This window comes from Cronobacter sp. HA18006, assembly GCF_011605445.1.
GTDB lineage: Bacteria > Pseudomonadota > Gammaproteobacteria > Enterobacterales > Enterobacteriaceae > Cronobacter > Cronobacter sakazakii.
Window position 1 is genome coordinate 375,751 of sequence record NZ_JAANQB010000011.1, and the last position, 25,389, is coordinate 401,139.

16 protein-coding genes are annotated in these 25,389 nt (G+C 57.7%); 10 read left to right on the forward strand and 6 right to left on the reverse strand.

Annotation, left to right across the window (positions count from 1 at the left end; genetic code table 11):
* Positions 1 to 412: 412 nt before the first annotated feature.
* From G9X48_RS03565 to G9X48_RS03600, 8 genes are all read left to right on the forward strand, one after another.
* The gene (locus tag G9X48_RS03565) at positions 413 to 1,729 is read left to right on the forward strand and encodes an AppA family phytase/histidine-type acid phosphatase (protein WP_097565238.1); all 1,317 of its coding nucleotides are present in this window, start codon (positions 413 to 415) and stop codon (positions 1,727 to 1,729) included.
* A gap of 496 nt (positions 1,730 to 2,225) precedes the next feature.
* Positions 2,226 to 2,603 carry a Fe-S cluster assembly scaffold SufA gene (gene sufA, locus G9X48_RS03570; protein WP_097565240.1) on the forward strand — a complete coding sequence of 126 codons (378 nt, stop codon included), beginning with the start codon at positions 2,226 to 2,228 and terminating at the stop codon, positions 2,601 to 2,603.
* 2 nt (positions 2,604 to 2,605) lie between these two features.
* On the forward strand, positions 2,606 to 4,096 hold the full coding sequence (sufB, locus tag G9X48_RS03575; protein WP_004386233.1) for a Fe-S cluster assembly protein SufB: 1,491 nt from the start codon (positions 2,606 to 2,608) through the stop codon (positions 4,094 to 4,096).
* A gap of 20 nt (positions 4,097 to 4,116) precedes the next feature.
* Entirely contained in the window at positions 4,117 to 4,863 is a 747-nt protein-coding gene (sufC, locus tag G9X48_RS03580) for a Fe-S cluster assembly ATPase SufC (protein WP_004386232.1), read from the forward strand.
* A complete protein-coding gene (gene sufD / locus G9X48_RS03585) occupies positions 4,838 to 6,112 on the forward strand; it encodes a Fe-S cluster assembly protein SufD (protein WP_097565241.1) in 1,275 nt (424 codons plus the stop codon). The genes sufC and sufD overlap by 26 nt, the downstream gene beginning before the upstream one ends.
* Positions 6,109 to 7,329 (forward strand): cysteine desulfurase SufS, encoded by a 1,221-nt coding sequence (sufS, locus tag G9X48_RS03590; protein ID WP_105629505.1) that lies wholly within the window; start codon positions 6,109 to 6,111, stop codon positions 7,327 to 7,329. The genes sufD and sufS overlap by 4 nt, the downstream gene beginning before the upstream one ends.
* 11 nt (positions 7,330 to 7,340) lie before the next feature.
* Complete coding sequence (gene sufE, locus G9X48_RS03595; RefSeq protein ID WP_007783745.1) at positions 7,341 to 7,757, forward strand: cysteine desulfuration protein SufE; 417 nt, start codon at positions 7,341 to 7,343, stop codon at positions 7,755 to 7,757.
* 93 nt (positions 7,758 to 7,850) lie between these two features.
* On the forward strand, positions 7,851 to 8,885 hold the full coding sequence (locus G9X48_RS03600; RefSeq protein WP_080320894.1) for a L,D-transpeptidase family protein: 1,035 nt from the start codon (positions 7,851 to 7,853) through the stop codon (positions 8,883 to 8,885).
* Positions 8,886 to 9,034: 149 nt separating this feature from the next.
* Here G9X48_RS03600 and lpp read toward each other — a convergent pair whose 3' ends face one another.
* A complete protein-coding gene (gene lpp, locus G9X48_RS03605; RefSeq protein ID WP_002443218.1) occupies positions 9,035 to 9,271 on the reverse strand; it encodes a murein lipoprotein Lpp in 237 nt (78 codons plus the stop codon).
* 313 nt (positions 9,272 to 9,584) lie between these two features.
* On the reverse strand, positions 9,585 to 10,997 hold the full coding sequence (pykF, locus tag G9X48_RS03610; RefSeq protein ID WP_007696856.1) for a pyruvate kinase PykF: 1,413 nt from the start codon (positions 10,995 to 10,997) through the stop codon (positions 9,585 to 9,587).
* A gap of 1,006 nt (positions 10,998 to 12,003) precedes the next feature.
* Between pykF and G9X48_RS03615 the strand changes: the two genes are divergently transcribed.
* Both G9X48_RS03615 and G9X48_RS03620 read left to right on the forward strand, forming a co-directional pair.
* Complete coding sequence (locus G9X48_RS03615) at positions 12,004 to 13,266, forward strand: autotransporter strand-loop-strand O-heptosyltransferase (RefSeq protein WP_004386890.1); 1,263 nt, start codon at positions 12,004 to 12,006, stop codon at positions 13,264 to 13,266.
* 31 nt (positions 13,267 to 13,297) lie between these two features.
* On the forward strand, positions 13,298 to 20,368 hold the full coding sequence (locus G9X48_RS03620; RefSeq protein WP_097570663.1) for an AIDA repeat-containing protein: 7,071 nt from the start codon (positions 13,298 to 13,300) through the stop codon (positions 20,366 to 20,368).
* Between the two features lie 583 nt (positions 20,369 to 20,951).
* Here the strand turns inward: G9X48_RS03620 and G9X48_RS03625 are convergent.
* The 4 genes from G9X48_RS03625 to puuD all read right to left on the reverse strand — a co-directional run bounded on the left by G9X48_RS03625 (position 20,952) and on the right by puuD (position 25,241).
* On the reverse strand, positions 20,952 to 22,232 hold the full coding sequence (locus G9X48_RS03625; RefSeq protein ID WP_097641604.1) for an FAD-binding oxidoreductase: 1,281 nt from the start codon (positions 22,230 to 22,232) through the stop codon (positions 20,952 to 20,954).
* Positions 22,225 to 23,724 carry an aldehyde dehydrogenase PuuC gene (gene puuC / locus G9X48_RS03630; protein ID WP_105629504.1) on the reverse strand — a complete coding sequence of 500 codons (1,500 nt, stop codon included), beginning with the start codon at positions 23,722 to 23,724 and terminating at the stop codon, positions 22,225 to 22,227. The genes G9X48_RS03625 and puuC overlap by 8 nt, the downstream gene beginning before the upstream one ends.
* A gap of 167 nt (positions 23,725 to 23,891) precedes the next feature.
* Positions 23,892 to 24,449 (reverse strand): HTH-type transcriptional regulator PuuR, encoded by a 558-nt coding sequence (puuR, locus tag G9X48_RS03635; RefSeq protein ID WP_004386885.1) that lies wholly within the window; start codon positions 24,447 to 24,449, stop codon positions 23,892 to 23,894.
* Positions 24,450 to 24,473: 24 nt separating this feature from the next.
* Positions 24,474 to 25,241, reverse strand: coding sequence for a gamma-glutamyl-gamma-aminobutyrate hydrolase (gene puuD / locus G9X48_RS03640; RefSeq protein WP_097641602.1), 768 nt, complete (start codon positions 25,239 to 25,241; stop codon positions 24,474 to 24,476).
* Between the last annotated feature and the right edge of the window lie 148 nt (positions 25,242 to 25,389).

The following is a 25,389-nucleotide window of genomic DNA, read 5'->3' on the forward strand; positions in this document are numbered from 1 at the left end:
TGATGGCGCTTTTTTTTCATTATTTCCATGCCAGTTTGCCGATTTTTCCTGGTTTGCCCAGCGCTTTCACTGTTATTACTTTTGATTGTGGCCTGTAGATTTCATTTTTATAGTGAAACTCTATTAAACATCTTATTTCACCTTTTTATTTCTATAAAAAGTCATCACGTCATCAGTTAAATCACACACGCCGATTTTGTCAGAGGCACAGGTAAGTATTTAACCTGAAATAATCCATGCTTGCGATTGTTTAAAGTGGTGAATAATAGCGGCGCAGGTAATGATCTCACTCTCTTATACAAGGAGAACCACTGGAAAAGTGGCGTGTCAGGCGTTCTGATGTGATAAAATAACAAGGTAATAATTCCTGTGTTCGCTATTTATGGTTCCTTAACTATAAGGTTGGCTGACAATGAAAACGCTATTTCTTCATTTATTCCTCTTCATTTTTATTTTGATGCCTGGTGTTTTCCCGTTACATGCGCAAGGGGCTGATAAAATGAAGCTTGAACGCGTTGTGATAGTCAGTCGCCACGGAGTCAGAGCGCCAACAAAGTTTACGCCGTTAATGCAGGAAATCACACCTTACCCCTGGCCTCTATGGGATGTTCCGCTGGGCTGGTTGACGGCCCGGGGCGGTGAGCTTGTCACCGAACTGGGACGATACCAAAAGAGAGTACTCCTCGATAAAGGGGTTCTGGAAAGTCACGGATGTCCTTCACCCGATCAGGTGGCCGTTATTGCAGATACCGATCAGCGCACGCGTAAAACCGGTGAGGCATTTCTGGCTGGATTTGCGCCGGGATGTCAAAATCAAGTTCATTATCAAAAAGAGCTTGATAAAAAAGATCCCTTGTTCGATCCAGTTAAAACAGGTGTGTGCTCGTTTAATGTATCTAAGACTCAGGCAGCGATTCTGGCACGGGCGGAAGGAAATATTGAACGGTACACACAGCGTTATGACTCTGCATTCCGTACTCTGGAACAGGTGCTCAATTTCTCACAGTCAGCAGCATGCAAATCACCACGTCAGCCGGGCTGCACGCTCACGGGAGTCTTACCTTCAGAACTCAGGGTTTCGCCAGATAACGTCTCATTATCCGGCGCATGGGGTTTGTCTTCCACGCTGACGGAAATATTTCTGTTGCAAGAGGCGCAGGGAATGCCAGAGGTCGCATGGGGACGAATTCACGGCGAGAAACAATGGACAGAATTATTACGTCTGCATAATGCTCAGTTTGACCTTTTGCAAAGAACGCCTGAAGTTGCACGTACCAGAGCGACTCCGCTACTCGATTTGATAAGCCGGGCATTAATCAGTGATGGGGCAACAGAAAATCCTTACGGCATTAAATTGCCCGTCTCGTTATTATTTATTGCGGGGCATGACACCAATATTGCCAATCTCAGTGGGGTATTTGATCTTAACTGGTCTTTACCCGGGCAGCCTGATAATACGCCTCCTGGCGGGGAACTGGTTTTTGAAAGATGGAAGCGAGTGAGTGATAATACTGACTGGATTCAAATTTCTTTTGTTTATCAGACCCTTCAACAAATGCGAGAGTTTAAGTCTTCATCATCATCCTCTTTACCACACAAAATTGTGCTTCCGTTGCCCTCCTGTCAGGATAAAAATGCTGAGGGAATGTGCTCGTTAAAACGCTTTAATGACATTGTGCAGACAATACGTGTTCCACAATGTGCAGTCATGGCTGAGATAGACCAATAAATATCCTTTATGGGGTGTTGGGGAGATAAAAGCGCGTGACAGGCAGATGTACGCTTAAAAGCGAATTTTGGGGCAGACATGCCTTTGGAGTAAATTTGCGGGCAAAACCCCCCCGGGGCGCGTTTTGAGGCGAAATGATGCCCGCATAAGTTTATGCTTGCCCACGATACTCTTTCAGTCTCAGAAAAAATAAGTGTTTGATTTATCGTTGCCCAAGGAATCTATAGCATAAATAGGTATAAACGATACATCTTTTCCTCAGGCGCTCACGCTGCCGCTTAATCTCGTCGTCTCGCTTGTTAATCGTTTGATAATTAAAAAATTTCATCCGCCATTTTTGCCCTCTGCACGCTTGCGGAGAGGGTCTATGCTTAATGAAAGTGTTCAAAAAGTGCCGTTTAGGGTAATACCCCTGATGCGCAGAGGTTGAAGTGAGAATTATTACCACTAACATAGCGTTATCGCCCGAAAGGCACTCACTCCAGGAGGCAGACCTATGGAATCACAAACCGGTACGTTCAACCCCGCCGAGTTTAACTGGCAGGGCCTGACGATGACCCCAGACGCGGCCAGACATATTCGCGACTTAATGGCGCAGAAGCCGGGTCTGCTGGGGGTGCGTCTTAGCGTTAAACAGAGCGGCTGCGCCGGGTTTGGCTATGTGCTGGACACCGTCAGCGAGCCGAAAGACGAAGACCTCATGTTCGAGACCGATGGCGCGCGGCTTTATGTTCCGCTTCAGGCGATGCCGTTTATCGACGGCACCGAAGTGGATTACGTGCGCGAAGGCTTAAATCAGATTTTCAAATTCAATAACCCTAAAGCGCAGCACGCGTGCGGCTGCGGAGAAAGTTTTGGGGTCCAGGCGGAGTAATTATGTCCCGTAACAGTGAAGCAACTGACGATGTAAACACCTGGAGCGGCCCCCTGAACTATAAAGAGGGCTTCTTTACCCGGCTTCAGACCGATGAACTGGCGCACGGCATCAGCGAAGAGGTGGTGCGCGCCATTTCAGCCAAACGCAACGAGCCTGAGTGGATGCTTGAATTTCGCCTGAGCGCGTACCGCGCCTGGCTTGAGATGGAAGAGCCGCACTGGCTGCATGCGCATTACGACAAACTGAATTATCAGGACTACAGCTACTATTCTGCCCCCTCCTGCGGTCATTGCGACGACGCCTGCGCGTCACAGCCGGGCGCGGTGCAGCAGCCGGGCGGCAACAATAACAGCTACCTGACGCAGGAAGTGGAAGAAGCGTTTAACCAGCTCGGCGTACCGGTGCGTGAAGGCCGGGAAGTGGCGGTGGATGCCATTTTTGACTCCGTCTCCGTCGCCACCACTTACCGCGACAAACTGGCGGAGCAGGGCATTATCTTCTGCTCGTTCGGCGAGGCTATCCACGATCACCCGGAGCTGGTGAAGAAATACATCGGCACCGTCGTGCCGTCGAACGATAACTTCTTCGCCGCGCTGAACGCGGCGGTCGCCTCCGACGGCACCTTTATCTACGTGCCGAAAGGCGTGCGCTGCCCGATGGAGCTCTCCACCTATTTTCGTATCAACGCCGAGAAAACCGGCCAGTTCGAACGCACCATTCTGGTGGCGGATGAAGGCAGCTACGTGAGCTATATCGAAGGCTGTTCCGCGCCGGTGCGCGACAGTTACCAGCTTCACGCGGCGGTGGTGGAAGTCATCATCCATAAAGACGCCGAAGTGAAATATTCGACGGTGCAGAACTGGTTCCCTGGCGATAACAACACCGGCGGCATTCTGAACTTCGTGACCAAGCGCGCGCTGTGCGAAGGCGAAAACAGCAAGATGTCCTGGACGCAGTCGGAAACCGGCTCGGCTATCACCTGGAAATACCCGAGCGTCATCCTGCGCGGCGACAACTCCATCGGCGAGTTCTACTCGGTGGCGCTGACCAGCGGCCATCAGCAGGCGGATACCGGCACCAAGATGATCCACATCGGTAAAAACACCAAATCGACGATCATCTCCAAAGGCATCTCCGCCGGGAAAAGCCAGAACAGCTACCGCGGCCTGGTAAAAATCATGCCGACCGCCACCAACGCCCGTAACTTCACGCAGTGCGACTCGATGCTGATTGGCCCGGACTGCGGCGCGCACACCTTCCCGTATGTCGAGTGCCGCAACAACAGCGCCCAGCTTGAGCACGAGGCTACTACGTCGCGTATCGGCGAAGACCAGCTGTTCTACTGCCTGCAGCGCGGGATCAGCGAAGAAGACGCTATCTCCATGATCGTTAACGGCTTCTGTAAGGATGTCTTCTCAGAGCTGCCGCTGGAATTCGCGGTCGAAGCGCAAAAATTATTAGCCATTAGCCTTGAGCACAGCGTCGGCTAAGGTAAGAAAAAGGATAAGACATGTTAAGCATCAAAGATTTACAGGTCAGCGTGGAAGAGAAGGCGATCCTGCGCGGTTTGAACCTTGAAATAAAACCAGGGGAAGTACACGCCATCATGGGGCCGAACGGCTCCGGCAAAAGTACGCTTTCCGCAACGCTTGCCGGGCGCGAAGATTATGAAATCACCGGCGGCGAAGTGCGTTTCAAAGGCAAAGATCTGCTGGAGCTGTCGCCGGAAGAGCGCGCAGGTGAAGGCATCTTTATGGCGTTTCAGTATCCGGTAGAAATTCCGGGCGTCAGCAACCAGTTCTTCCTGCAAACCGCGCTGAATGCGGTACGCGAATATCGCGGCCAGGAAGAGCTTGATCGTTTCGATTTCCAGGATCTGATGGAAGAGAAAATCAAGCTGCTGCAAATGCCGGAAGACTTGCTGACCCGTTCCGTTAACGTGGGTTTCTCCGGCGGTGAGAAAAAGCGTAACGACATTCTGCAAATGGCGGTGCTGGAGCCAGACCTGTGTATTCTCGATGAAACCGACTCGGGCCTGGATATCGACGCCCTGAAAATCGTCTCCGAAGGCGTGAACGCGCTGCGCGACGGTAAGCGTTCATTCATCATCGTCACCCACTATCAGCGCATTCTGGACTACATCAAGCCCGATTTCGTCCATGTGCTCTACCAGGGGCGCATTGTGAAGTCTGGCGACTTCTCTCTGGTCAAACAGCTGGAGGAGCAGGGCTATGGCTGGCTTACCGAACAGCAGTAACGCGCTGCAACAGTGGCATCGCCTGTTTGAAGCGCAGGGCGGGGAGCGCTCAGAAGAGGCGCGCGAGCATCTGCAACAACTGCTGCGTCTCGGCCTTCCGACCCGTAAACATGAAGACTGGAAATACACGCCGCTCGACGGCCTGCTGAAGCACGATTTCGTGGCGCCGGTTGCCGAGGCGTTAAGCCAGGAAGCACTGAGCGCGCTGGTGCTGCCCGTTGACGCGCTGCGCCTTGTGTTTATCGATGGTCGCTTCGCGCCGGAACTGAGCGACGCGACCGGGAACAGCGGCTTTGAGATAAGCGTGAACGACAGCCGCCGCGGACTGACCACGCCGGTGCAGCCGGAGGCGTTTTTACACCTGACCGAAAGCCTGGCGCAGAGCGTGACGCATATTCACGTGGCGCGTAACCAGCAACCGTCAAAAGCGCTCCTGCTGATGCACATTAGCGCGGGCCGCGCGGGCGATGAAATCAACACCGTACATTATCGTCATCATCTGGAGCTTGCCGAAGGCGCGCAGGCGACGGTTATCGAGCATTACGTCAGCCGTGACGAAAAACCGCACTTCACCGGCGCGCGCCTGACCATGCAGGTGGGCGCTAACGCGCAGCTTAATCACTATAAGCTCGCGTTTGAAAACCCGGTGAGCTGGCACTTCGCGCATAACGATTTAATCGTGTCGCAGGATGCCCATGCCGCCAGCAGCAGCTATCTGCTGGGCGCGGGCGTATTGCGCCACCACACCAGCACGCAGCTCAACGGCGAGAACATTACGCTTCGCGTGAACAGTCTGGCGCTGCCGGTGAATAACGAGGTGTGTGACACTCGCACCTGGCTTGAGCACAACAAAGGCTACTGCAACAGCCGTCAGCTGCATAAAACCATCGTGCGTGATAAAGGCCGCGCGGTCTTTAACGGGCTGATTAAAGTGGCGCAGCATGCCATTAAGACCGACGGGCAGATGACCAACAACAACCTGCTGCTTGGCAGGCTGGCGGAAGTGGACACCAAACCGCAGCTGGAAATTTACGCCGATGACGTGAAATGCAGCCACGGCGCTACCGTAGGCCGCATCGACGACGAACAGATGTTCTATTTGCGCTCGCGCGGTATTAACGAACAGGCGGCGCAGCAGATGATCATTTACGCCTTTGCCGCGGAGCTGACCGAAAGCATCCACGACGAAGCGCTGAAACAGCAGGTGCTGGCGCGTATCGGTCAGCGCTTTGCAGGGGGAGAGGCATGAGTTTTTCTCTACAGCAGATCCGCAGCGATTTTCCGGTGCTGACGCGCGAGGTTAACGGCCAGCCGCTGGCCTATCTCGACAGCGCCGCCAGCGCGCAGAAGCCGACGGCGGTGATTGAGGCTGAGGCGGAGTTCTACCGCCACGGCTACGCGGCGGTGCATCGCGGTATCCATACCCTGAGCGCAGACGCGACCCAGCGTATGGAAGCTGTGCGCACCCGCGCGGCGCAGTTCATTTACGCGCGTCTGCCGGAAGAGATTGTGTTTGTGCGCGGCACCACCGAGGGAATAAACCTGGTGGCGAACAGCTGGGGCAACAGTCAGCTGCACGCGGGCGATAACCTGATCGTCACGGCGATGGAGCATCATGCCAATATCGTGCCCTGGCAGATGCTCTGCGCGCGTACCGGCGCTGAGCTTCGCGTGTTGCCGATTAACCAGGACGGCACGCTACAGCTCGATAAACTGCCGTCGCTGATGGACGAGCGCACCCGCCTGCTGGCGGTGACGCACGTCTCTAACGTGCTTGGCACCGAAAACCCGATCGCGGATATTATCGCGACGGCGCACCAGGCGGGCGTCAAAGTGCTGGTGGACGGCGCGCAGGCGGTGATGCACCACAAAGTGGACGTACAGGCGCTGGACTGCGATTTCTACCTCTTTTCCGGCCATAAGCTTTACGGGCCGACCGGGATCGGCATTCTCTACGCCAAAGAAGAGATTCTCCAGGCGATGCCGCCGTGGGAAGGGGGCGGGGCGATGATAGCGACCGTGAGCCTGACCGAAGGCACCACCTGGGCGGCAGCGCCGTGGCGGTTTGAAGCCGGAACGCCGAACACGGGCGGCATCATCGCCCTTGGCGCGGCGATGGATTATGTCGATGCCATTGGCCTTGAGAATATTCACGATTACGAGCGCACGCTGATGGCGTATGCGCTGCGCGAGTTGCAGGCGGTGCCGGACTTACAGATTTATGGCCCTCAGGAACGCCTTGGCGTTATCGCGTTTAATCTTGGCAAGCACCACGCCTATGACGTGGGCAGTTTTCTCGATAATTACGGTATTGCGGTACGCACCGGCCATCACTGCGCGATGCCGCTGATGGAGTTTTACGGCGTGCCTGCGATGTGTCGGGCGTCGCTCGCGATGTACAATACCGAAGATGAAGTGGACCGGCTGGTGGCCGGGCTTATCCGCATTCATCGTTTGTTAGGCTAAAAGGAGCGAGAATGGCTGGTTTGCCGGAAAAAGAAAAACTGCTGCGTAACTTCAACCGCTGCGCCAACTGGGAAGAAAAATATCTCTATATCATCGAGCTGGGGCAGCGCCTGGCACCGCTCGACGACGCCGAACGCACGCCCGCGCACCGCATCCAGGGCTGCCAGAGCCAGGTCTGGATTGTGATGAACCCCGGCGAGAACGGCGTGATTGAGATGCGCGGCGACAGCGATGCCGCCATCGTCAAAGGGCTTATCGCCGTGGTGTTCGCGCTCTACCAGCAGATGACGGCGCAGGACATCGTAAACTTCGACGTGCGTCCGTGGTTTGAAGAGATGTCGCTTACCCAGCACCTCACCCCGTCCCGCTCTCAGGGCTTAGAGGCGATGATCCGCGCGATTCGCGCGAAAGCCGCCGACCTGAGCTAATCTTAAAGCACGGCTTTTCCTCGTCACGCGTGGCCTCTGCGGCCTCGCGGATGTTCTGCATTCCGGCCTCGCCGGTGAAAACAGGTCGTGCTTATGAAACCGATTTTTTCCTTCCCGCTGTTCGCGCTGCTGCTGATGGGCGCGACGCAGGCGTCGGCGGTGGATTACCTGCTCCCGCCGCCCGGCAGCCGCCTGATTGGCCAGAACCAGACCTGGCTTGTTCCTGCAAACAGTCAAAGCCTTGAGAAAATCGCCGAGCGATATCAGACCGGCGTGCTGTTACTGCTGGAAGCCAATAATACGGTTGACCCTTATCTGCCGATGCCCGGCAGCGAGCTGACGATCCCTTCGCAAATGCTGCTGCCCGACACGCCGCGCGAGGGGATAGTGGTTAATCTCGCTGAGCTGCGCCTTTACTACTATCCGCCAGGCGAGAACCGCGTGGAGGTCTATCCGATAGGCATCGGCCTGACGGGGCGCGAAACGCCGGTCATGACCACACGCATCATCCAGAAAATCCCAAACCCGACCTGGACGCCAACCGCCGCCATGCGCGCGCGCTCACAGGCGCAGGGCATCACGCTGCCTGCTGTGATACCTGCTGGGCCAAATAACCCATTAGGGCGCTTTGCGCTGCGTTTACAGCAGGGTGGCGGCGAATATCTTATTCACGGCACTAATGCCCGCAGCAGTATCGGGCTGCGCGCAAGTTCAGGTTGTATCCGTATGCGCGCCGCCGATATCAAAGCGCTGTTTACCCAGGTGGCGTGGGGCACGCGGGTGCAAATCATCAATGAACCGGTGAAATATTCCACGGAGCCGGACGGACGGCGCTACGTGGAAGTGCACCAGCCGCTCTCACGCAGCGATGCGGATAATCCGCAGACCATGCCCGTGGCGATTAACGCCGCTTTCGGACAGTTTATTGATGACGCAGGCACCGACGCGGTGGCGGTGGATAACGCGCTGACGCGCAGGGCGGGATATCCCGTTCAGGTGGATGCACACAGCACGACGCCTGCGCCCGTGACGACGATACAGAGCGTGAAAGCGGCTGTGATGCCGTCAGGCGGTGAGACGCTCTCTGACGCGGCAGAGCCCACAGCAGGGCGCGTAACGATTCAGTGATCGTGTCTGGCTGCAACCCGGTGATGGGGAAGTTTATGGCATCGGGTTTTGGTTATCAGTGCAGAGTGTAAAAACAGAAGAGGCGAGAGCAGGAGACAGGCAAAAAAAATGGCGCACAATGTGCGCCATTTTTCTTTCACACGGTACTATTACTTACGGTATTTAGTAGCCATGTTGTCCAGACGCTGGTTAGCGCGAGCTGCGTCGTCTTTAGCAGCCTGAACGTCGGAACGCATTGCGTTCACGTCGTTGCTCAGCTGGTCAACTTTAGCGTTCAGAGTCTGAACGTCAGAAGACAGCTGATCGATTTTAGCGTTGCTGGAGCAACCAGCCAGCAGAGTAGAACCCAGGATTACCGCGCCCAGTACCAGTTTAGTACGATTCATTATTAATACCCTCTAGATTGAGTTAATCTCCATGTAGCGTTACAAGTATTACACAAAGTTTTTTAGGTTGAGAATATTTTTTTGATGGGAATACGCTTAATTTTGATCGTTCGCTCAAAGAAGCATCGACCTTACGCGGATCATTAAAAAAATTGAGGGAAAACAGCTAACTTTCATCGGATTCATCTTAGAAAAAAACAATCTTAAATAGTGAAATCCGATTTGCTTTTTTATTCACAGCGTCTATTTAAGCCAAATTAAAAGGCGCCTCGCGGCGCCTTTTTTAATCATACATAAAAATAGGTGGATATTATTACAGGACGTGTACAGACGCGGTATTGGTCGTACCGCTCGGTACCAGTGCGCCAGAGACCATTACCACCACATCGCCTTTCTTCGCGAGACCACTTTCCAGTGCGGCATCTTTACCCAGACGATAGAAATCATCCGTAGAAGAGATCTCTTTCACCAGCTGCGGCACCACGCCTTTGCTCAGCACCAGCTGACGCGCGGTCAGTTCGTTGGTGGTCAGCGCAAGGATAGTCGCGTCCGGGAAGTATTTACGAACGGATTTCGCGGATTTACCGCCTTCGGTCGCCACCACGATCAGCGGTGCTTCCAGCTTCTCGGCCGTTTCTACCGCACCGCGGCAGACGGCTTCGGTGATGCGCAGTTTACGGCTGTCGTTGTTAAACTCCAGACGGCTGGTCATCACGCGGTCGGTGCGCTCGCAGATGGTCGCCATGATGGTTACTGCTTCCAGCGGATATTTGCCTTTTGCGGATTCGCCAGACAGCATCACGGCATCGGTGCCGTCGAGAATGGCGTTCGCCACGTCGCCTGCTTCAGCGCGGGTCGGACGCGGGTTCTTAATCATGGAATCCAGCATCTGCGTTGCGGTGATAACGACTTTACGCGCGCGGATACATTTTTCGATCATCATCTTCTGCGCGAAGATCACTTCTTCTACCGGGATTTCCACGCCCAGGTCGCCACGCGCGACCATGATGCCGTCAGACGCTTCGAGGATGTCGTCGAAGTTGTTCAGGCCTTCCTGGTTTTCGATTTTGGAGATGATCTGGATGTGCTCGCCGCCGTGCGCTTTCAGGTGCTGGCGAATTTCTTCGACGTCAGAGCGTTTACGAATAAAGGAGGCCGCCACAAAGTCAACGCCCTGCTCGCAGCCGAAAATCAGATCTTTCTTGTCTTTCTCAGCAAGCGCTGGCAGCGCGATGGAAACGCCCGGCAGGTTAACGCCTTTGTTTTCACCCAGATCGCCGTTGTTCAGCACTTTACAGATGACTTTGTTACCTTCGATGGCCGTCACTTCCATGCCGATCAGGCCGTCATCCACCAGCACGGTGTTGCCGACGGAAAGGTCTTTGGTGAAGCCTTCGTAGGTCACCGCAACAATTTCGCTGTTGCCGACAACGGATTTGTCGGTGGTAAAGGTAAAGGTCTGGCCCGCTTTCAGGGAGACGTCGTTGCCGCCTTCCAGTTTGATGGTGCGGATTTCCGGGCCTTTCGTGTCCAGCAGAATGGCGGCTTGCTTGCCGGTTTTCGCGAGAACATTGCGCAGGTTTTTGATGCGCTGACCGTGTTCTTCGTAATCGCCGTGGGAGAAGTTAAGGCGCATCACGTTCATGCCCGCGTCGAGCATTTTGGTCAGCATTTCTTCGGATTCGGTTTTCGGGCCGATGGTGCAAACAATTTTCGTCTTTTTCATGACAGTCTTAATCTTTAGTTGAAGGATATGGAAATCATGCCCTGCGGCGTACTCTGCCGTTTGGGTAAACTTGTGTTGCGAAAGTTGTGATGCCACAGCCTAAGGATAGGTGACATCAAAAAAGCGTGCAGGAGAAAGTGTGCTTGTGGTTCAGCCAGGCGGCGAGTGAGCGATTGTTCGACGGTAAAGGCGATATCCAATGTGCTGAAACCATTCAAGTTAGAATGCCCGCATTATAGCTTCCACCAGGACAGAAAGGAATTAAAAACGCTGTTTCATAATGGAAAAGCTGCCACCGCTTCGTTTCTGTTACTTACCCGTTAAGGAAGGATGACAAAACGTTATAGGCGCGTCGTTATTGTACAAGTGTCTTGTGAATGCGCTCGCAATTATAAAACAACACGCTCAAAATATATTCATCAGCCCAAAACGTTTCGGAATATCTATTATCGTTTATGTATTAGTCCTAAAAATCATTATTCGCATAAGATTTCAGTCGTGGGTGTTTATTTTTTATTCATTAATTAATGGCTGTCAGTAACCAATCCCTACTAATATCTGTCTTAAGAAAAAGCCTATAGCTTCCGGTTGTCCTATTGAAATCCTTCAAAGAATATGTTTTTAGCGCCTGGCTTGTCGCCCGGTTAATATATTCTCCCTACCCGAAAATAGCCTGATCTGCGTATTGCAAGGTAAGGATAATCCTAAAAGAGTGTCTCTATAGCAGAGCTAAATGCTTGTAAAGTTTAGCTTTAGTGAAAAGTCACTCGGGGTGGCATTTCTTCATCTATATGATTTAAAAGGATTTTTATATTTGGTAAAAATTTGCAATAAGTAACGATGTAGCTACACTAAAACCAGCTTTAAGATGGCTCAAGGAACGGTAAAGATGTCGGATAAATAACTGTCTCGGGCAACAGCGCGCCGAGAGTTGACGTGTGTCTGAAACACGTTGGGTTAATTATTTAATAGCAACATAACCCTGATACTGATAATTAAGGTAGGTATGGCGATGACGCTTTCTTCATCTGCCAGTAATGGCTACGCCTTTATTTTACCCCCGGAAATACCCACACAGCAGGGTCCGGAAGGCATTTTGTACGATTTCAATGACGGCGCCAGACTGCTGCTTCCCGCAGGTGACTGGCGCGTCGAAATAAGCGATGACGAAACGGGAAATATACTTTTTGCGAGTGATATCGCCGAAGGCTGGGTAATTAGTACCAAGAAATACTATGTCCCGTTTCGGTTACAGGTCTGGAAAAAAGGGCAGAGCGAACCGCTGCTCGACCACGCGCTCGATATGCGCGACAAACCGGTGCTGATCTCCTTTCCCACCGGCACGCTGGGCGATCTTGTGGGATGGGTGCCCTATGCCGAACGCTTTCGTCAGACTTACGGCTGCCAGGTGGAATGCACGATGGCGCAGCCGATTATCGATCTTTTCGCGCCCGTCTACCCACAGTTGCAGTTTTACGCACCGGAGAACTGGGCAAGCCAGCGGACGCACCGCGAGCCGCCTTACGCGACCTGGCGCGTCGGGCTGTTCTTTCAGGGCGATCTCGACAAGCAGCCGTTTGATTTTCGCGCGGTCGGGTTGCACCGCACGGCAGGCCATATTCTGGGCGTCGACCCGAGCGAAATCGTCCCCGATCTGCGCGTCCATTCGCCGCGCCAGATAGCCGAACCCTATGTCTGTATCGCCACGCAATCCACCAGCCAGGCCAAGTTCTGGAATAACGGCACCGGCTGGCATGAGGTGATCGAATTTCTGAAAGCGCAGGGCTACCGCGTGCTGTGCATCGACAAAGAGCGTGTTGTCGGGCGCGGCTATGTCTGGAACAAAATCCCCCACGGTGCGGAAGATTTCACCGGCAACCTGCCGCTGCGCGACCGCGTGGCGCTGCTCGAACACGCAGAGTTTTTCATCGGCCTCGGCAGCGGTCTTTCCTGGCTTGCCTGGGGCTGTCGCATTCCGGTGGTGCTGATTAGCGGTTTCAGTCTGCCGGCCAGCGAGTTTTATACCCCCTGGCGCGTCATCAACACCCACGTCTGCAACGGCTGCTGGGATGACGTGCGGCTTAATTTTGATCATCAGGACTATTTCTGGTGTCCGCGCCACAAAGGCACGGACCGGCAGTACGAGTGCACGCGTTTTATCACGGGTAAACAGGTGATTGGCCACTTGCGTCGGCTGATCTCCCTGAAAAGCAACCCATTCGACATCAAAACAACAGCATTGGCAGACCCAAATCAGCATGCCGCATAACGGCGTCTGAGCGGGTTTCGAGGGCATCAATATGAAGAGAAGTCTTAATTGCAGTTACCGGCTGGTGTGGAGTGAAGTCCAGCGCGCGTTTATTGTGGTCTCCGAGCTCACGCGAGCGAAGGGCAAACGCGCCAGCGGGGCGGTGTTGTTGACGGCAGCGGTAGGGAGTTCGCTTGCCAGCGGCGGCGCGTTCGCGTTCACGCCCGATGTCACCTCGTCGGTACAGGATGAGCTGGTGCAGAACGGCACCCAGCAGGTTCTGGTCGGCGGGACGACGACAAATCATATTATCGGCGCGCAGGGCAATCAGATTGTCGCAGGCGGGCTGACACAGAAAACCACGCTGAATGATGGCGGTGTTCAGATTGTTCGCCAGCAGGGCGTGGCGAACGGCACTGTCATCAATGACGGTTTGCAGTTCGTGGAAAAAGACGGCCAGGCGCAGAGAACGGTTGTTCTCGAGGGTGGCGTACAACAGGTAGCCGGTTCAGCGGTGCATACCGTCGTCGGCAATGGCGGCGAGCAACATGTACAGGCGAGCGGCACGGCAACCACCACCATTATCAATAATGGCGGTACGCAGTCGGTTGACGGCACGTCCATCTCCGCCGTGGTCAACGACGGGGGCCATCAGCTGGTGGAGCGCGGCGGTTATGCCCGTAACACCACCGTCAATAATGGCGGCGTGCAGTATGTCAGCGCGGGCGGTTCGTCCTCTGACGGCGTGATCTTTGGCGGCGGCATTCAGCAGGTCTCCGGCACTGCGTCCGGCACCAGCATCAACGACGGCGGCAGCCAGCAGGTCCAGGTTGGTGGTCAGTCCCGCGATGCACAAATCAACAATCGCGGCACCCAGGCCGTTGACGGCACGGCGATTTCCGCCATCGTCAAAGACGGCGGTACTCAGATAGTCAACCGTGGCGGCCTTGCGAAAAACACCCAGGTGAACAGCGGCGGCCTGCAGCATGTGTCGCTCGGCGGCGCGTCTGCCGATGCCCATCTTTTCGGCGGCACGCAACAGCTGGCGGGTACGGCGTCAAACACCCAGATCGACGCCGGTGCACAGCAGCATATCGAAGCGACCGGGCTTTCCGTGAGCGCGACGGTCAACAGCGGCGGTCTGCAGAATGTCGACGGCACGGCCAACTACGCCACTATCAAAGACGGCGGTGTGCAACTGGTGCAGACCGGCGGTCATGCCAACAGCACCGTGGTGCGCGACGGCGGCATTCAGGACGTGGCCCTCGGCGGTTCGGCGTCTGACTCCATTCTTCTCGGCGGCACGCAGCAGCTCGCGGGCAACGCGGGCGGCACCATCATTGGCGATGGCGGCGTACAGCATGTGAAAACCGGCGGTTCGGCGTCCGGTTCGCTGATTAACGCAGGCGGCCTGCAGCGCGTCGACGGGACCGCGAAAGACACGACCATCAATGACAAAGGCATCCAGCTGGTCAACAGCGGCGGCCTTGCGGACAACACCGCGGTTCACAGCGGCGGTCTGCAATACATCGCTCAGGGCGGCGCGGCGTCTGAAGGCACCGTTTTTGGCGGCGGTATTCAGCAGGTTTCCGGCATGGCGTCCGGTACCAGCGTGAACGACGGCGGTTCCCAGCAGGTGCAGGTGACCGGTAAAGCGATCGGCACCCAGATCAACAATCGCGGTACCCAGGCCGTTGACGGCACGGCAATCTCCGCCGTGGTGAAAGAGGGCGGTACCCAGATCGTCAACAAGGGCGGTCTCGCGAAAGATACCCAGGTCAACAGCGGCGGCCTGCAGCATGTGTCGCTCGGCGGCGCGTCTGCCGATGCGCATCTCTTTGGCGGCACGCAGCAGCTCGCGGGCACCGCGTCTAACACGCAGATTGACGCTGGCGGCGAACAGCATATCGAAGCGACGGGCCTTTCTGTCAGCGCGACGGTCAACAGCGGCGGCCTGCAAAACGTGGACGGCACCGCGAATTTCGCCACCGTGAACGACGGCGGCACCCAGCTGATTCAGACCGGCGGCCACGCCAACAGCACCGTGGTGCGCAGCGGCGGCGTGCAGGATGTGAAACTCGGCGGCGCGGCCTCGGGCTCCATCCTGCTTGGCGGCACCCAGCAACTGGCGGGTACGGCGGGCGACACCATCATCGGCGACGGCGGCGTGCAGCATGTGCAGGTGGGCGCGAATGCCTCCGGCACGCTCATTAACGCAGGCGGTCTGCAGCGCGTCGACGGTACTGCAAAAACCACCACCATCAACGATAAAGGCATCCAGCTCGTTAACCGCGGCGGCAAAGCGGACAGCACGGCGATCAACAGCGGCGGCCTGCAGTATGTGGCAGAAGGCGGCTCCGCCTCTGACAGCGTCGTCTTCGGCGGCGGCATCCAGCAGGTTTCCGGCAACGCATCCGGCACCAGCGTGAACGACGGCGGCTCGCAGCAGGTGCAGGTGACAGGCCAGGCGACCGGCACGCAAATCAACAATCGCGGTACTCAGGCTGTTGACGGCACGGCGATTTCCGCCATCGTCAAAGACGGCGGCACCCAGATTGTTAACAGCGGCGGCCTGGCGAAAAACACCCAGGTCAACAGCGGCGGTCTGCAACACGTCTCCGTGGGCGGCGCCTCTGCCGACGCGCATCTGTTTGGCGGCACGCAGCAGCTCGCGGGCACCGCGTCTAATACCCAGATCGATGCCGGTGCGGAGCAGCATATCGAAGCGACCGGTAAATCGGTTAGCGCGACCGTTAACAGCGGCGGCCTGCAGAATGTTGATGGTACCGCCAACTACGCGACCATCAACGACGGCGGCGTACAGCTGGTGCAGAACGGCGGCCACGCCAACAGCACCGTGGTGCGCAGCGGCGGCGTTCAGGATGTGAAACTGGGCGGCGCGGCGTCTGATTCCGTGCTGCTCGGCGGCATTCAGTCGGTCTCCGGTACGGCGGGTCGTACCGTTATCGGTCAGGGCGCTATTCAGCATGTGAAAACCGGCGGTCTGGCTTTCGCATCGCTGGTGAACGCGGGCGGTTTGCAACGCGTTGACGGCACGGCCACCTCGGCGGTCGTGAATAAAGACGGCATTCAGCTCGTCAACAGCGGCGGTCTGGCGCGTGCCACCACGGTCAACAGTGGCGGGCTTGAGCATATTAACTTCGGCGGCGCGTCGTCCGATGGCGTTATCTTCGGCGGCGGCGCTCAGGTGGTTGCGGGCATGGCGTCCGGTACCAGCATCAGCGACGGCGGTGTTCAGCTCGTTACCAAAACCGGCATGGCGAACGATACCCACGTGAACCGCGGCGGCGTACAGAGCGTCGACGGTACCGTGACGTCCGCGGTCGTGAAAGATGGCGGTACGCAGATTATCAACAATGGCGGCCTGGCGCGCGGATCTATCGTCACCAGCGGCGGCCTGCAACACATCAACAAAGGCGGCGCGTCGTCTACTGCGAAAATCTTCGCAGGCGGCACCCAGGTGGTGGCGGGTACGGCGTCCGGCACCAGCATTGGCGACCGTGGCACGCAGCTCGTGCAGGAAACCGGGAAAGCGGTGGACGCGCAAATCAACCAGGGCGGCACCCAGGCGGTTGACGGCACGGCTATCTCTGCGGTCATCAACGACGGCGGCCTGCAAATCGTGAATGTGGGCGGTCTGGCGGCGGGCTCTATCGTTCACAGCGGCGGCGTCCAGCACGTGAAACTGGGCGGCGCGGCGTCTGACGGCACCGTCTTTGGCGGCGGCACGCAGCTGGTTGAAGGCACCGCGTCCGGCACCAGCATCAGCGACGGCGGCGTGCAGCTCATCATGGCGAGCGGTCACGCGAAAGGCACGCTGGTCAACAGCGGCGGCGTCCAGCGCGTCGATGGTCAGTCGTTCGACGCGGTTGTTAACAACGGCGGGCAGCAGATTGTCGACCCGTACGGCTGGTCGCGCAGCACCGTGATTAACGCCGGCGGCACCCAGATTTTGGCTAACTCGGCGGTCGCTATCTCTACCGTGATGAACGGCGGCGAGCAGCACGTCAACAACGGCGCGCAGGCGCTGGCGACCCGTCTGCTGGGCGGCACGCAGAACATCGGCAGCGGCGGTAAAGCCTTCGACACCCGTGTTGAGAAAGGCGGCGTTCAGAACGTTAATTCCGGCGGTTACACCTACGGCGGCACCATCGCCACGGGCGGCAGAGAAAACGTCTTTACCGGCGGCACCACCGATATGACAACGGTGGAAGGCACGCAGATTGTGGACGGCCACTCCATCGTGACCATTCTGCAAAACAACGGCTACCAGCGCGTGAACAAAGACGCTCTGGCGGACGTGACGATGGTCTTCGACAACGGCGTGATGGATGTTTACGGGACGTCTATCGGCTCCGAACTGTATGAGAATGGCGAACAGCGCGTGTATGCAGGCGCGAACGTCACCTCAACCTGGCTGAACGACGATGCGAAACAGACCGTCTACAACGGCGCGGTGGTTACCGAAACCAATAACCGCGGCGGCGAGCAAAACCTGCTGAGCGGCGGTCGCGCCGTGAACACCAGTATGGATACCGGCGCTGTCCAGAACATCGGCGCGGGCGCTACGGCTGAGAATACCGTGCTGATTAACGGCTCCGTACAGAACGTGCGCGGTACCGCTGACGGCGCTGAACTCGCGGCTGACGCGGTGCAGAACGTCTACCGCGGCGGTGTGGCGAAAAACACCAGCCTGTATGGCCGCACTGCGCAGAATATCTACAACGGCGGCCAGGCTTTCAATACCAATATTGAATACGGCGGCGTTCAGAACGTGTTGACCGGCGGTACGGCGACCAGCACCACCATCAATCTGGGCGGTACGCAGAACGTCAACAGCGGCGGTACGGTGATTTCGACCATCATCAAGGCGGGCGGGATCCAGAACGTCAATGAAGGCGGTATTGTCATCGACAACACCGTGGTGGGCGATCAGGTCGTCAATAACGGCGGTACGGTGGCGTCTTCCACCGTCAGCGAAAACGGCAGCCAGAGCGTGACGCTGGGCGGTACGGCTATCGCGACCACCGTGACCAAAGGCGGCGTACAGTACATCCGTAAAGGCGGTGTCGCCGACCAGACCATCATTCACCAGGGCGGTATGCTGGCGGTGGCGGATGCGGCCGAAGCGACCAACATCGATCTTAACAGCGGCGCGGGCATTATCGCCGGCACCGACACAACGGTTAACGGCACCAACGCGCTGGGTCAGTTCTCTATCGCGAACAAACTGGCGAACAGCGTACTGCTGGAAGGCGGCGGCGTGCTGACTGTTGCAGCAGACGGTATCGCCAACAACACCGTGGTGCAGGATGGCGGTAAACTCAACGTGGCGGATGGCGGTATCCTGACCGGCACCACCGCGCTGAAAGATGGCTCGGCCATCGCGGGCAACGTCACCAATACCGGCAAGCTGAGCGTGACCACCGATAAGAGCGACAACACCATTGCCGCGAATATCAACGGCACCGGCAGCCTGTACAAAGACGGCGACGGCAAACTGACCGTCAGCGGTATTCTGAAGCAGACCGGCGGCACCTGGCTGCAGAGCGGTACGCTGGTATTCAGCGGCCTCGAAGCGGTGACGGACGTTATCGCGCAGCTTGGCACCTCGCTGCAACTGACCAACGGCACCTCGCTCACCGGTATGATTGACCCGACCGATCTGACCGTTGATGCTGGCTCCACCTGGCTGATGACCGGCAACTCGTTGCTGGACAACCTGACGCTTGGCGGCTCCATCGATTATCAGGCACCGACGGGCGCGTTTGTTCCGAAAACCCTGACGGTCACCAGTCTGACGGGTAACGGCGGCACCATCACGCTGAATACCCTGTTCCAGGGCGGTACGGCGACCACCGACAGCCTGATCCTCGACGGCGGCACCGCGACCGGCAACACCCGCATCGCTATCCGTAATCAGGGCGGTCTGGGCGCGCGCACCACCGGCGACGGCATCCAGGTTGTGAATGCCATCAACGGTGCGACCACCACCGACGATGCGTTCAGCCTTGCCAACAACCTGCAGGCGGGGGCGTATAACTACAGCCTGCGTCAGGGCGCTGGCAACGAAAGCTGGTATCTGACGACCGCGTCCGGTAGCGGCGATGAAAACGGCCCGCAGAACTACCGTTCAGCCATGTATCTCTACACCTCGCTGTATGCGCAGGCGATGGACTACGACAGCGCGCTGCTTGGCTCGCTCGACAGCCGTCGCTACGCGGCACGCAGCCCGTCTGAAGATGGCAGCAATCTGTGGGCGCGCTTCCAGGCAGGCCAGCTGAGCCACGATCATGGCGGTGCGGATCTGCGTAACGGCAACACGCCGGAAAGCAAAGGCGGCTACACCTTCCTGCAGATCGGTAGCGATCTGTGGAGAGGCCAGGCATCCTCGATGGAATGGGGTGTCGGCATCTACGGTGCGGCAGGTCTGTCGGCTATCGACGTTCAGCGCAGCGAGAAATCGAAAGCGGGTACGGTGCGTGACGACGCGTACAGCGCCGGTCTGTATGTCAACGGCGTGCATGAGAGCGGCTGGTGGGTTGATGTGGTGGCGCAGGGTACGCGTCATAACTTCGATACCAACCCGCGCGACGGCGACGGCATGAAAACGCACGGCTGGGGCTATGTCGGCTCCTTCGAAACCGGTCTGCCGTTTGATATCGGCAGCGGCCTGGTGCTCGAACCGCAGGTGCAATACCAGTACCGCGGCGTGAACCTGAAAGATGGTAACGACGATGCTGCTGATGTGCAGTTCGGCGACGGCCACAGCCAGCAGGTGCGTGCCGGTCTGCGCTTTGGCAACAACGCGACGCTGAAAGAGAGCGGCAACCCGCCGCCGGTAAGCTGGTGGGTGCGTCCGTCCTTTATCCAGACGTTTGACTCCAAAGGCGACGTTAACGTGAGCGCGCCGGGTGTGGCAGGCAGCGAGGTCTCCTTCAATCCGGATCAGGACGGCACCGCCGCCGCGCTGGATGTGGGTATCGACGGCCAGATCCGCGACAACGTGACGCTGGGCGTTCGCGCCGGTTACACCAAAACCATCGACGACGCCGGTACCGGCGGCTACGGTGGCCAGGTGACGCTGAAAGTCAGCTTCTGATAACAGGCAATGAGGACAGCCGCCCCACACGGGGCGGCTTTTTTTTTGCGTGTAATAAAGGAAGAGGAATGGATGTGATGGCGGCATCAGCGTCACGTGGTTCGTAGGGTGGGTAAGCGAAGCGCACCCACCGTTTTTTTAACCCGCCACAAAACAAACGGTAAGGTGATGGTTTTATTCCGGCTCAAAAAAAAACGGCCCATCAGGGCCGATTTTCCGCCGGGAGCCGGGATTGCAAAGGGGGCGGCGGCGAGCCCCCTTTGCACGTTCGCGTGAAACGAGCATCCATATAAAGGGAACATTATGGCGAACGGAACGTGTTCACCGTCCTTGTATATATCACCCGGCCCAGGCGTTCTCCATAATGCTGGATGGCGGGTGCGCGTTGCTTACCCGCCCTACGATATTGGGCCGCACGTTAGATGTAAGGTGGGTAAGCGAAGCGCACCCACCGTGTTTGCGGCGAAACGGCGAAGCCGATTTTTTTAAGCCGGAGCAAAACCACCAACATCGGTGCCGCGTGGTTTGTAGGGTGGGTAAGCGAAGCGCACCCACCGTGTCAATTACACTCTCAACATAACAATCACACGCCCAGCCGGTCCCGCAGGCTGTAATATGCGGCGCCCATCGCGGTAAACGGGATCTGGAACGAACGCCCGCCGGGGAACGGATAATGCGGCAGCGTCGCGAACGCATCGAAACGCTCGGCGTCGCCGCGCAGCACCTCGGAGATAAGCTTGCCGGCAAGGTGCGTACAGGTCACCCCGTGGCCGCTGTCGCCCTGCATATAATAAATGTTGTTCTCAAGCCGCCCGAACTGCGGCATGCGCGAGAGCGTCAGCAGGAAATTCCCCGTCCAGCGATAATCGATCTTCACGCCTTTCAGCTGCGGGAACGTCTTCAAAAGCTTCGGCATAATCAGCCGGTCAATGTCATCCGGGTCGCGCGCGCCGTAGACCACGCCGCCGCCGTAGAGCAGGCGGTTATCCGCCGTCAGCCGGTAATAATCGAGCAGATAGTTGCAGTCCTCGACGCAATAATTGTTCGGCAGCAGCGACGCCGCCACGTCCGGGGCCAGCGGCTCGGTCGTCACCACCTGCGTGCCGCACGGCATACTGCGCCGCGCGAGCGCAGGCTCAAGACGCGTGCCGAGATAGGCGTTGCCCGCCACAATCACATAGCGCGCTGTCACCTGGCCCTGCGCGGTTTTGACCACGGCAGGCTCGCCGTGCGTAATACTCACCGCCGCCGACTGCTCGAAAATCTTACCGCCGAGCGAGCGAATCGCCTCCGCCTCGCCGAGCGCCAGGTTTAACGGATGAATATGGCCGCCATTGTGGTCGAGCAGCGCGCCGGTATAACGCTGGCTCGCGATTTCTCCGCGCACCGCGTCGGCGTCCAGCAGCTCAAGACCGTTATTGCCGTAGCGCTCCCAGCTGGCCTTTTGCTCCATCAGCCCGAGATACTGCTTACGGTTCAGCGCCACAAACATCCCGCCGGGGCGGTAGTCGCACTGAATGTCATAACGCTTAATGCGCTCGCGGATGATTTCACCGCCTTCAAACATCATGCTGCCAAGCATCCGCGCCGTTTCTGCGCCGTAGCGCGCTTCGATAACGTCAATATCGCGGCTGTACGAGTTCACCACCTGGCCGCCGTTGCGCCCGCTCGCGCCAAACCCAATCCGCGCGGCCTCCAGCAGCACCACGTCATAGCCTTGCTCCACCAGATGCAGCGCCGAAGAAAGCCCGGTATAGCCGCCGCCGACAATACAGACATCGCACTGGAGCGATTCTGTAAGCGTCGGGAAGGGCGCATGCGGATTGGCGCTTGCGGCGTAGTAGCTGTTTACATGTTCAGTCATGATTGTGCTCCAGGCTCATCCAGATGGTTTTCAGTTCGGTGAATTTTTCCAGCGCGTGCAGCGATTTATCGCGCCCATTGCCGCTCTGCTTATAGCCGCCGAACGGTACGGTCATATCGCCGTCGTTATAGTTATTGATAAAGACGGAACCCGCCTTCAGCCGCCGGGCCATACGATGGGCGCGTGAGAGCGAGCGGGTCCAGACGGCGGCACCGAGCCCGTAGTCGCTGTCGTTGGCGAGCCGCAGCGCTTCCTCTTCGCCGGTAAAGGTCGTGACCGCCAGTACCGGGCCGAAAATCTCCTCGCGGGCGACGCGCATCTGGTTATCCACATCGGTAAAAATCGTCGGGCCAACGCAGGCCGGGTGCGGCTGCGCGCGGCCATCGAGCCACAGCGTCGCGCCCTGCGCCTGGCCAAGCTCAATATAGCGACGCACGCTGGCGGCGTGATCGTCATCTATCAGCGTGCCCATGGTGGTCTGCGGGTCGAGCGGATCGCCTGGCGTAAAGCTCTGCGCATGTGCTTTCACGCGCGCCAGAAACGCGTCTTTAATGGAGGCTTCCACCAGCAGGCGCGTACCGGCGATGCAGACCTGGCCCTGGTTATAGAAAATCCCGGCGGCGGCCGACGCCGCGGCCTGGTCGAGATCCGGGCAATCGGCGAAGACGATATTAGCGCTCTTGCCGCCCGCTTCGAGCCAGACGCGCTTCATGTTCGATTCGCCCGCGTCTTTAAGGAGCTGTTTGCCGGTGCGGGTGGAGCCGGTAAAGGTCATCACGTCCACATCCGGGTGCAGCGAGAGCGCCTGGCCCGCCTCGTGGCCAAAGCCCGGTATTACGTTCAGCACGCCATCCGGCAGCCCCGCTTCACGCGCAAGCCCCGCAAGGCGCAGCGCCGAGAGCGGCGATTTCTCAGAGGGTTTGAGCACCACGCTGTTACCGGCGGCAAGCGCCGGGCCAAGCTTCCAGCAGGCGAGCAGCAGCGGGAAATTCCACGGCACGACCGCCGCCACCACGCCGACCGGCTCTCGCACGATCATCGCAAGCGACGCGTTATCGGTGGGTGCCACCTCGCCATAGAGTTTATCGACCGCTTCGGCGTACCAGCGCAGCGCGCGGGCCGCGCCTGGAATATCATCACGCAGGCTATGGCGAATCGGTTTACCGGTGTCGAGCGACTCCAGCAGCGCCAGCTCCTCGTGATGCTGCTCCATTAGCGCGGCCAGGCGCATGAGCACCGCTTTGCGCGCAGCGGGTGCCGCCTGCGACCAGTCGCCGCGCTCGAACACCGCACGGGCGCTCGCCACCGCGGCGTCCACGTCGCGCTTCGCCCCGCGCGCCACTTCGGCAAGTGGCTCGCCGGTGGCCGGGTTGAGTATGCTAAAAGTGTCGCCGCTGGCAGCCGCCCGGTAGTCGCCCTGATAAAATAGCCGGCCTTCGATGGTCAGCCGCGCCGCCTTATTCTGCCAGTAGGTTAAATCGTGAAATTCCATAGCCTCTCCTGTGATTACAAAGGGTTAGCGCGTGTAAGGCGGCGGTTCCGCCTGAATTTTTGACGCAGAAGCCCGCAGGCGAAAAAAAGCCCGTTTAGCTCAGGTCAGATGCGGCCCGTGTCAGGCGCGCCCGGCGTCTTCTTCCAACCGAACGCGCTGAACGGTTATCAGAAGGTGGTGGGCGTGTGCGCGCTGATGATGCGACAGATCCCGGCCGAGGTATTGCTGAAGCTGTGAGGTATGCCGGTATTGATGGCATAGCTCTGGCCTGCGGTCAGGTGGAACGTCTGGCCGTTAACGGTCAGCACGATTTCCCCTTCCAGCAGGGTGCCAATCTCTTCACCCTGGTGTTTGATCCTCTCCCCGGTCGTGGTGCCGGGCTGGTACGTTTCAAACAGCATCGCCAGCGTGCGATGCGGATTCCCGTTATGAATCAGCTTCATCGAGACGCCCTGGCTGCCTATCTCAATCAAATCTTCCTGATTGATGACGACCTGCGGTTCGTCCGGTTTTTCTGGTTCGGCAAAAAATTCCGACAGCGAGAGCCCGTACACCTTCAGCAGCTTTTGCAGCGTGCTGATGGCCGGACTCACTTTGTCCTGTTCAATGGTGCTGATAGCGCTGTGCGTAAGCCCGGAAAGTTCAGCGACGCGGCGCTGCGACAAACCCAGTTGCTGGCGGATCTGCGCTAAACGCTTCCCCGGCGCCAGGGTGACATCGCTCATAGAGTCTCTTCCTTCATAGTAACGTCAGGCGGGTCGGGGCTTTTCAGCCCGAAACCCCCGACAGGCGGTAATAAAACCTTCAAACAACAGCCGCGAGAGTGCGTACTCGCTGCTGTTCCATTCCGGGTGCCACTGCACCCCCAGTGCAAACGGGTGATCGATAACGCTTGCGGCTTCCACAAGGCCATCCGGCGAGCGCGCTTCCACGCGCAGCCGCGTGCCCAGCGTGCGGGCGCCCTGGCCATGCAGCGAATTTACCCAAAACGTGTTGCAGCCCGGTATCAGTTTGCCAAGAAGCCCCCCCGGCACTACCTGCACCTCGTGAGAGGGCGCGTACTGCTGGTCCAGCGGCAGTTCAGGATCTTCGCGGTGTTCCAGCAGTTCCGGCTCGTCAAACAGCCGACGATACAGCGTCCCCCCGGTGGCGACAACCAGTTCCTGAAGCCCGCGACAGATGGCGAAAAGGGGAATGCGCCTTTCCAGCGCGCGCTCTATCAGCGCGATGCTCAGAGTGTCCCGCCCGGGATCGGCGGCAGGCTCATCGCCGTTTTCACCATACAGGTGCGGCTGAACGTTGCTGGGGCTGCCCGGCAGCATAAGGCCGTCAAGTTCAGCGAGTAGCTGATCGAGAAGAACAGACTCAGCGACGATATGAGGCAGGGGCACCGGCAAGCCGCCAGCGTTCAGCACGGCGTTAATGTACTTCTCTTGTAACGTCTGGCTTGGGTGCCCCTTGATACTGTTTCTGCACATCACGACGCCTATCATCGGCCTGTTAAATATAATGCCCATACTGTCCTCTCGCGCTGGTCTAAATTCTGCACAAACGCTACGTTTGCACCGCCTTCTGTTCAATATTTTCTCAATCTAGCAGCGCTGTAACCAAAATTCAAACGAGATTTAACATTTGAAAAACATTTCTGTTGCATCTAGATTCTAA